This window comes from Pseudomonas sp. CM25 (assembly GCF_013179705.1).
Lineage (GTDB): Bacteria > Pseudomonadota > Gammaproteobacteria > Pseudomonadales > Pseudomonadaceae > Aquipseudomonas.
Map to the genome: position 1 here is coordinate 1 of NZ_JABMCW010000262.1, position 7904 is coordinate 7904.

At 62.1% G+C, this 7904-nt stretch carries 8 protein-coding genes; 2 read left to right on the top strand and 6 right to left on the bottom strand.

The features are described 5' to 3' along the window. Positions 1 to 281 (bottom strand): OsmC family protein (locus tag HP546_RS22225; protein ID WP_172229482.1); only part of this gene is annotated, 281 nt, incomplete at its 3' end. 192 nt (positions 282 to 473) lie between these two features. Here HP546_RS22225 and crp point away from each other — a divergent pair. After that, entirely contained in the window at positions 474 to 1118 is a 645-nt protein-coding gene (crp, locus tag HP546_RS22230; protein ID WP_172229491.1) for a cAMP-activated global transcriptional regulator CRP, read from the top strand. On the opposite strand, the gene HP546_RS22235 is transcribed toward crp, so the two are convergent. The 4 genes from HP546_RS22235 to HP546_RS22250 form a co-directional block, all read right to left on the bottom strand. After that, complete coding sequence (locus HP546_RS22235) at positions 1115 to 1819, bottom strand: lipoate--protein ligase family protein (protein ID WP_172229493.1); 705 nt, start codon at positions 1817 to 1819, stop codon at positions 1115 to 1117. The genes crp and HP546_RS22235 overlap by 4 nt on opposite strands. A gap of 78 nt (positions 1820 to 1897) precedes the next feature. Then, positions 1898 to 2731 carry an indole-3-glycerol phosphate synthase TrpC gene (gene trpC / locus HP546_RS22240; protein WP_172229495.1) on the bottom strand — a complete coding sequence of 278 codons (834 nt, stop codon included), beginning with the start codon at positions 2729 to 2731 and terminating at the stop codon, positions 1898 to 1900. Next, positions 2728 to 3777 carry an anthranilate phosphoribosyltransferase gene (gene trpD, locus HP546_RS22245; protein WP_172229497.1) on the bottom strand — a complete coding sequence of 350 codons (1050 nt, stop codon included), beginning with the start codon at positions 3775 to 3777 and terminating at the stop codon, positions 2728 to 2730. The genes trpC and trpD overlap by 4 nt, the downstream gene beginning before the upstream one ends. 9 nt (positions 3778 to 3786) lie before the next feature. Continuing rightward, positions 3787 to 4380 (bottom strand): aminodeoxychorismate/anthranilate synthase component II, encoded by a 594-nt coding sequence (locus tag HP546_RS22250; RefSeq protein ID WP_172229499.1) that lies wholly within the window; start codon positions 4378 to 4380, stop codon positions 3787 to 3789. 368 nt (positions 4381 to 4748) lie between these two features. On the opposite strand from HP546_RS22250, the gene estP reads away from it, so the two are divergent. Continuing rightward, positions 4749 to 6641, top strand: a complete 1893-nt coding sequence (gene estP / locus HP546_RS22255; protein WP_172229510.1) for an esterase EstP — start codon at positions 4749 to 4751, stop codon at positions 6639 to 6641. Positions 6642 to 6673: 32 nt separating this feature from the next. Here estP and trpE read toward each other — a convergent pair. After that, positions 6674 to 7904 (bottom strand): anthranilate synthase component I (trpE, locus tag HP546_RS22260; RefSeq protein ID WP_172229512.1); only part of this gene is annotated, 1231 nt, incomplete at its 5' end.

Consider the following 7904-nt stretch of genomic DNA (forward strand, 5'->3'; position numbering starts at 1 on the left):
ACGAAGTTCATGTGGATCTTGGTGAACACCTTCGGGTCTTCGCTGGCACGCTCGGCTTCCAGGAACGCTTCGCAGCTTTCCACCGCCTGGCGCGACTTCTTCAGAATGCTGACCACATCAAAGCTGCTGCAGCCACCCAGGCCCAGCAGCAGCATTTCCATCGGTCGCACACCCAGGTTGCGGCCGCCGGCCTCGGGCGGACCGTCCATCACGACGACATGGCCGCTGCCCGATTCGCCGAGAAACATTGCCTCACCGGCCCACTGGATACGTGCCTTCATCTACCCGGACTCCTGATTTTCGGAAAAGGGTGTCAGCTTAGACCTTGTGCGGCTGTGGGAAAAGCACGAGACGTGTCGGTTTAGTACCGAAACATCCTGTAGTGTCTGATAAGCTGGCGCCAATTGACTGGCGCCTGCCGCCAGCCCCACCCCTATAAAAAGCCTATGCCTCGTATCGAACAGGATTTCGTGATGGTTGCCTCCGCCCTAGCCGCCAAGATCAAGAACATCGACAAGCTGCTGGTCCATTGCCAGCGCCGCCGCTACACCGCCAAAAGCAACATCATCTGCGCTGGCGACCGGGCCGAGACACTCTCGTTCATCATCAAGGGTTCGGTCACCATCATCATCGAGGACGACGACGGCCATGAAATGATCATCGCCTACCTCAACCAAGGTGATTTCTTTGGCGAGTTGGGCCTGTTCGAGCCCGTTGACGGTGAGCAGCAGCGCAGTGCGTGGGTACGCGCCAAGACCGAATGCGAAGTGGCCGAAATCAGTTACGAGAAGTTTCGCGAACTCGCTCGCCAGGACCCGGAGATCCTCTACGCCCTGGGTGGCCAGATGGCCCAGCGCCTGCGCAACACCACCCGCAAGGTCGGCGACCTGGCATTCTTTGATGTTACCGGGCGGGTGGCACGTTGCCTGCTGGAGCTGTGCAAGCAACCCGATGCCATGACCCACCCGGATGGCATGCAGATCAAGATCACCCGCCAGGAAATCGGCCGGATTGTCGGCTGCTCACGGGAAATGGTCGGCCGCGTCCTCAAAGACCTCGAGGAGCGCAGCCTGGTACAGGTCAAGGGCAAGACCATGGTGGTCTACGGCACTCGCTAGTCCTTGGGCAGGTCAGCCAATACCTTGGCATAGGCCTGCGACAAGCGCTCGAACCACGGCGCTTCTGGCGCTACTTCGTGCAGCGCGATGTGGGCATCGGCACGGCAGCGCTGCTCCAGCTCGCAGCACTCGTTGAAACGGTTGACCGCCGCCACCATCGACTCACGCTCGTTGTCCAGCAGCAGTGCGCCATGCACCAGCACCACCGGGCGCTTGCCGCCCAGCCCCTGGCGCCAGCGCTGGGCGGTGCCGACCAGTTTGCGGCCATTGAGGTTGACGTTGTAGCGGCCGTCGCAGAAGGCCCCATCGATTTCGCCCACCGAGGCCACCCCACCCCACTCGCGCAGCACATCGCACAATGGCAGGCACAGCCGTTCGTAGGCGTTCTCGATACGTCCATGGTCGCCCTCGCTGCGCGGGGCTACGTAGACCAGCGCCACGTTCACCGTCGAATGCGACTGCGGCACCGGCTCCCCGCCGGTTTCGCGCAGCAGCACCGGCCACCCGGCAATCGCCAGCTCCGAGCAGGCGGCTTCGAAATTGTCCAGCCGGCTCATGCGCCGCGGCATGACCAGGGCGTGGTCGTTCGGGCGCCAGAACAGCACACCACTGTCTTGTTCGCCTCGGCAGACGGCAGCCAACAGTTCCTGTTCGGCGTGCAGGCCTTGTTCGACGGTCAGGGCCAGGGGTTGATCGGTCATTGATCCACCTTTGATGTTGTTATTGATGGCCTGTTCAGGCATACAAAAAAGCCGGCAACAACGCCGGCTTCGTTTCGATCAGTCCAGTTGCTGAACAGTCTTCTTCACCTGTTCCGGGAAGAACAATCGCTGCAGCTCCAGCCCTGGCTGTTCGGCGCGCATGAATGCCTCACCGACCAGGAACGAGTAAACCTCGTTGATTGCCATCAGCTCGACATCGGCCCGGTTGAGAATGCCGCTCTCGGTAATCGCCAGGCGATCACGTGGAATGCGCGGCAGCAGGTCCAGAGTAGTTTCCAGGCTGACTTCAAAGGTGTGCAAGTTGCGGTTGTTTACGCCCACCAGCGGCGTATCCAGGGTCTTCAGCGCACGCTCGAGTTCATCACCGTCGTGCACTTCCACCAGCACATCCAGGCCGACATCCTTGGCCGTGGCAGCCAGTTCGGCCATCTTCACGTCATCCAGCGCCGACACGATCAACAGCACACAGTCTGCACCCAAGGCTCGGGCTTCGACGATCTGGTAAGGGTCGACCATGAAATCCTTGCGGATCACCGGCAGCGAAACTGCTGCACGTGCCTGCTGCAGGTATTCGTCGGCACCCTGGAAGTAATCGACATCGGTCAGCACCGACAGGCAGGTCGCCCCGCCCCTTTCGTAGCTGACTGCGATTTCCTCTGGCACGAAGTGCTCGCGGATGACGCCCTTGCTTGGCGAGGCTTTCTTGATTTCGGCAATCACCGCCGGCTGCTTGCGCTTGGCCTGCTCGATCAGCGCGTTGGCAAAGCCACGCGGGGCATCTGCGACCTTGGCCAGGCGCTCCAGCTCGGCGAGGCTGACGCGTGCGCTGCGCTCGGCGACTTCCTGAAACTTGCGGGCAATGATCCTTTCCAGCACCGTCGGCACACTCATGCTTCGTTCTCCACCTTGAATACTGCAGTAAAGGCACCCAGTTCCTGCAACTTTTCCCAGGCCAGACCGGTGTGCAGCACGTCATGGGCGAGTTCAACGCCCTGTGCCAGGGTCATCGCATGATCCGCCGCGTACAACGCGGCGCCGGCATTGAGCACGATCATTTCTGCGGCTTTCTGGCCATTTTCAGTCTTGCGCCGACCCAGCGCATCGCGGATCAGCTCCAGCGATGCCTGCGGGTTCTCGACAGCCAGCCCGTGCAGGCTCTGGCTCTTCATGCCGAGGTCTTCCGGTTCGACCCAGTACTCGGTGACTTCGCCATTCTTCAGTTCGGCGACGAAGGTGGGCGCGGCCAGGCTGAACTCGTCCAGCCCATCCTTCGAGTGCACCACCAGCACATGCTTGCTGCCCAGGCGCTGCAGCACCTCGGCCAGTGGGCGGCACAGGGTCTGGGCGAACACGCCAACCACCTGATGCCTGACCCCGGCCGGATTCGTAAGCGGGCCGAGCATGTTGAACAGGGTACGCAAACCCAGGTCACGACGCGGACCGGCGGCATGCTTCATGGCCGTGTGGTGGCTTTGCGCGAACATGAAGCCGATGCCCAGGCTGTCGATGCAGCGGGCGACCTGGATGGGTGTCAGGTTCAGGTAGATACCGGCGGCTTCCAACAGGTCGGCACTGCCGCTCTTGCCCGAGACTGCGCGGTTGCCATGCTTGGCCACGGTGCAACCCGCCGCCGCCAGGACGAACGAGGAAGCGGTGGAGACGTTGAAAATATTGGCGCCATCACCGCCGGTACCGACGATGTCGACCACGCCATCAAGGCTCTTCAGCTCGACCTTGTCGGCCAGCTCACGCATCACCGATACCGCACCGACGATTTCGTCGATGCTTTCGCTTTTCATGCGCATGCCCATCAGGAAGGCGCCAATCTGTGCCTCGGTGCACTGGCCGGTCATGATCTGGCGCATGACATCGCGCATTTCGTCTGTGGAAAGATCCAGTTGGCCAACGATACGGCTCAACGCGCTCTTGATATCCATGTTCGGTCCTTAGCGGCGGCCGCCGGTTTGCTTGAGGAAGTTGGCGAACAGCTCGTGGCCCTGCTCGGTCAGGATCGACTCGGGGTGGAACTGCACCCCTTCGATATTCAATGTCTTGTGGCGCAGGCCCATGATCTCGTCGACCGAACCATCTTCATGGGCAGTCCAGGCAGTCACTTCCAGGCAGTCAGGTAGGGTCTCGCGCTTGACCACCAGAGAATGATAGCGGGTGACGGTAAGCGGGTTGTTCAGTGTGGCGAATACGCCCAGGTCGCGGTGGTGGACCGGGCTGGTCTTTCCATGCATTACCTGGCGCGCACGCACCACGTCGCCGCCAAAGGCCTGGCCGATGGACTGGTGGCCCAGGCAAACGCCAAGGATCGGCAGCTTGCCGGCAAAGTGCAGAATGGCCTCGATGGACACGCCCGCCTCGCTAGGCGTGCACGGCCCCGGGGAAACGACGATGCGCTCGGGGTTGAGGGCTTCGATCTGGGCAATGGTCATTTCGTCATTGCGAATGACCTTGACCTCGGCACCGAGCTCGCCAAGGTACTGGACGACGTTGTAAGTGAATGAGTCGTAATTGTCGATCATCAGTAACATTGGGTTAAACCTCTTGAATCTACTGACTTCAAAATTCGAACCTTCCCGCACAAGCCACAGGCGCGGCTTTGCCACCAGGGGCGCAAAAACAGAAAGGTAAACGGGGGCGGGCCGGACGGGCCGGCAGGGAATAGAGTCAGGCGCGCCAACGCCAACGGGCGTGGGCCTTGATTACGCGCATCAAGAGTTTGCTGACGATCAACACAGGATAGGTCTCGCTCATACGTCCCGGCACAGTAGCCTACCGGGGCGATGGGCGCAATATGCCCGTAAACACGGGGAAACGAATGGACTTGGAAGCGAAGCCCTGCGATTTGCTAAGGTCGGTCAGGTTGTTCCGACAAAAACAATGAAAAGGATGTTCCCTGATGCGAAAAGCCCCGTTAAAAGCTCCGTTGTTGCGTTTTACCCTGGCCTCGCTGGCGTTAGCCTGCAGCCAGGCGTTCGCTGCACCCTCGCCCTACTCCAGCATGATCGTGTTCGGCGACAGCCTGAGCGACGCCGGGCAGTTTGGCGGCATGCGCTTCACCAACCGCGATGCCGATGGCAACTACGCCCCGGTATCGCCGATGATCCTTGGCGGGCGACTGGGAGTGGCCCCATCGGAACTAGGCCCTTCCACCTCCCCCCTCAACCCGGTGCTGGGGCTGCCCGACGGTAACAACTGGGCGGTGGGCGGCTACACCACCCAGCAGATCCTCGACTCGATCACCACCACGTCGAAAACCGTAATCCCGCCAGGTCGCCCCGGCGCCGGTGATGTATTACGAGAAAAACCGGGCTACCTCGCCAACGGCCTGCGCGCCGACCCCAACGCGTTGTACTACCTGACGGGCGGCGGCAACGATTTCCTGCAAGGCCTGGTGAGCAGCCCGGCCGACGCTGCTGCAGCCGGTGGCCGCCTGGCGGCCAGCGCCCAGGCTCTGCAGCAAGGCGGTGCCCGCTACATCATGGTGTGGTTGCTCCCCGACCTTGGGCAGACGCCAAACTACAGCGGCACCCCATTGCAAAATCCACTGTCGCAGCTCTCGAGTGTGTTCAATCAGTCGCTGCTTGGACAGCTGAGGCAGATCGATGCCGAAATCATCCCGCTGAATGTTCCCATGTTGCTGGGCGAGGCCCTGGCCAACCCCAGCCAGTTCGGCCTGGCCACCGGGCAGAATCTGGTCGGCACCTGCTACAGCGGCGAAGGCTGCGTGGCCAACCCGGTGTACGGCATCAACGGCTCCACGCCAGACCCGACCAAGCTGTTGTTCAATGACTCGGTACACCCGACCATCGCCGGCCAGCAACTGATCGCCGACTACGGCTACTCGATCCTTTCCGCCCCTTGGGAACTGACCCTGCTGCCGGAGATGGCCCATGCCAGCCTGCGTGCCCACCAGGATGAACTGCGCAACCAGTGGCAGACACCTTGGCAGGCCGTTGGCCAGTGGCAGGCCTTTGTCGCCAGCGGTGCCCAGGACCTGGACTTCGACGGCCAGCGCAGCGCGGCCAGCGGTGATGGCCGCGGCTACAACCTGACCGTGGGCGGCAGCTACCGGGTGAACGACGCCTGGCGTCTGGGCCTGGCTGGGGGTGTCTACCGACAGAAGCTGGAAGCTGGCCAGCAAGATTCGGAATACACGCTGAACAGCTACCTGGCCAGCGCCTTCGCCCAATACCGCCAGGACCGCTGGTGGGCCGATGCCGCACTGACCGCAGGGCATCTGGACTACAGCGACCTCAAGCGCACCTTCGCTCTGGGCGTAAACGATCGCAGTGAAAAGGGCGATACCGATGGCGAAGCCTGGGCCATGTCAGGGCGGCTTGGCTACAACCTCGCAGCCGAAGGCAGCACCTGGCAGCTGGCGCCGTTCATCAGCGCCGACTATGCGCGGGTAAAAGTCGACGGCTACGACGAGAAAAGTGGCCGCTCGACAGCACTGGGCTTCGATGACCAGGAGCGCACCTCCCGCCGCCTGGGGGTAGGGTTGCTCGGGAGCGTGCAGGTGCTGCCGAGCACCCGGCTGTTTGCCGAGGTGGCGCAGGAGCACGAGTTCGAGGATGACCGGCAGGATGTGACCATGCACCTGACCAGCTTGCCCGCCAATGACTTTACGCTGACCGGGTACACGCCAAATAGCGATCTGACCCGAGCGAGCCTGGGGGTGAGCCATGAAGTGGTGGCGGGGGTGCATTTGCGCGGGAACTACAACTGGCGCAAGAGTGATGAGTTGACGCAGCAGGGGGTTAGCTTGGGGGTTAGTGTGGACTTCTAGGTTGCTGGGGCCGCTTTGCGGCCCCAATCAATTTATTTGGCGCAAGTTTGCTCAGCCAACGCCACAGCACGGAACATCGCCCGGCGCTTGTTGATGGTTTCTTCCCACTCCAGCGCTGGCACCGAGTCGGCAACGATGCCGCCACCGGCCTGCACATGCAGTTCACCGTCCTTGATCACTGCGGTACGGATGGCAATCGCGGTGTCCATGTTGCCGTTCCAGGCAAAGTACCCGACAGCCCCTCCATAAACACCGCGCTTGACCGGCTCCAGCTCGTCGATAATCTCCATCGCGCGGATCTTCGGCGCGCCCGACAGGGTACCGGCCGGCAAGATCGCCCGCAGTGCGTCCATCGCCGTCAGCCCTTCGCGCAGCTGTCCGGTAACGTTGGAAACGATGTGCATGACGTTGGAATAACGCTCGATCACCATCTTCTCGGTCAGGCGCACGCTGCCGGTCGAAGACACACGGCCGACGTCGTTGCGGCCCAGGTCGATCAGCATCAGGTGCTCGGCAATTTCCTTGTCGTCCGACAGCAGGTCGTCTTCCAGTGCGCGGTCAGCCTCTTCGGTCGCGCCACGCGGGCGGGTACCGGCAATAGGGCGCACGGTGACCAGGTTGTCCTCGACCCGCACCAGCACCTCGGGCGAGCTGCCGACCACGTGGAAGTCGCCGAAGTTGAAGAAGTACATGTACGGCGTCGGGTTGAAGCAACGCAGCGCGCGATACAGGTCGATAGGCGCGGCCTGGAAGTCGATCGACATACGCTGCGACGGCACCACCTGCATGCAGTCGCCGGCGAGGATGTATTCCTTGATACGGCCAACCGCGTTTTCGTAGTCGTCGCGGGTATAGCTGGAGCGGAATGCCGGCTCGGCAGCTTGCGGGCCGCTCAGGTCCAGGCCGCGGCGCGGGGTGATCGGCTGGCGCAGTGTTTCCAGCAGACCTTGCAGCTGAGCCTGGCCTTGCTCGAAGGCCTGTTCTTCAGCCGGGTCGACCAGCACGATGGCGTGCATCTTGCCCGCCAGGTTGTCGAATACCACTACCGCGTCCGACACCATCAGCAGGATATCCGGCACGCCCAGCGGGTCCGGATTAGGGCTCGCGCCCAGGCGTTTTTCCACGTAGCGCACGCAGTCGTAGCCGAAGTAGCCGACCAGGCCGCCGTTGAAACGCGGCAAGCCAGGAATGTCGGCGACCTTGTAGCGGTCCTTGAAGGTTTCAACGAATGCCAGCGGGTCTTCGACATCGTGGCTTTCAACC

Coding starts and splice junctions, on each gene's coding strand:
- crp (WP_172229491.1), top strand. CDS start 474: ATGGTTGCCTCCGCCCTAGCCGCCAAGATCAAGAACATCGACAAGCTG.
- HP546_RS22235 (WP_172229493.1), bottom strand. CDS start 1,819: ATGACCGATCAACCCCTGGCCCTGACCGTCGAACAAGGCCTGCACGCC.
- trpC (WP_172229495.1), bottom strand. CDS start 2,731: ATGAGTGTGCCGACGGTGCTGGAAAGGATCATTGCCCGCAAGTTTCAG.
- trpD (WP_172229497.1), bottom strand. CDS start 3,777: ATGGATATCAAGAGCGCGTTGAGCCGTATCGTTGGCCAACTGGATCTT.
- HP546_RS22250 (WP_172229499.1), bottom strand. CDS start 4,380: ATGTTACTGATGATCGACAATTACGACTCATTCACTTACAACGTCGTC.
- estP (WP_172229510.1), top strand. CDS start 4,749: ATGCGAAAAGCCCCGTTAAAAGCTCCGTTGTTGCGTTTTACCCTGGCC.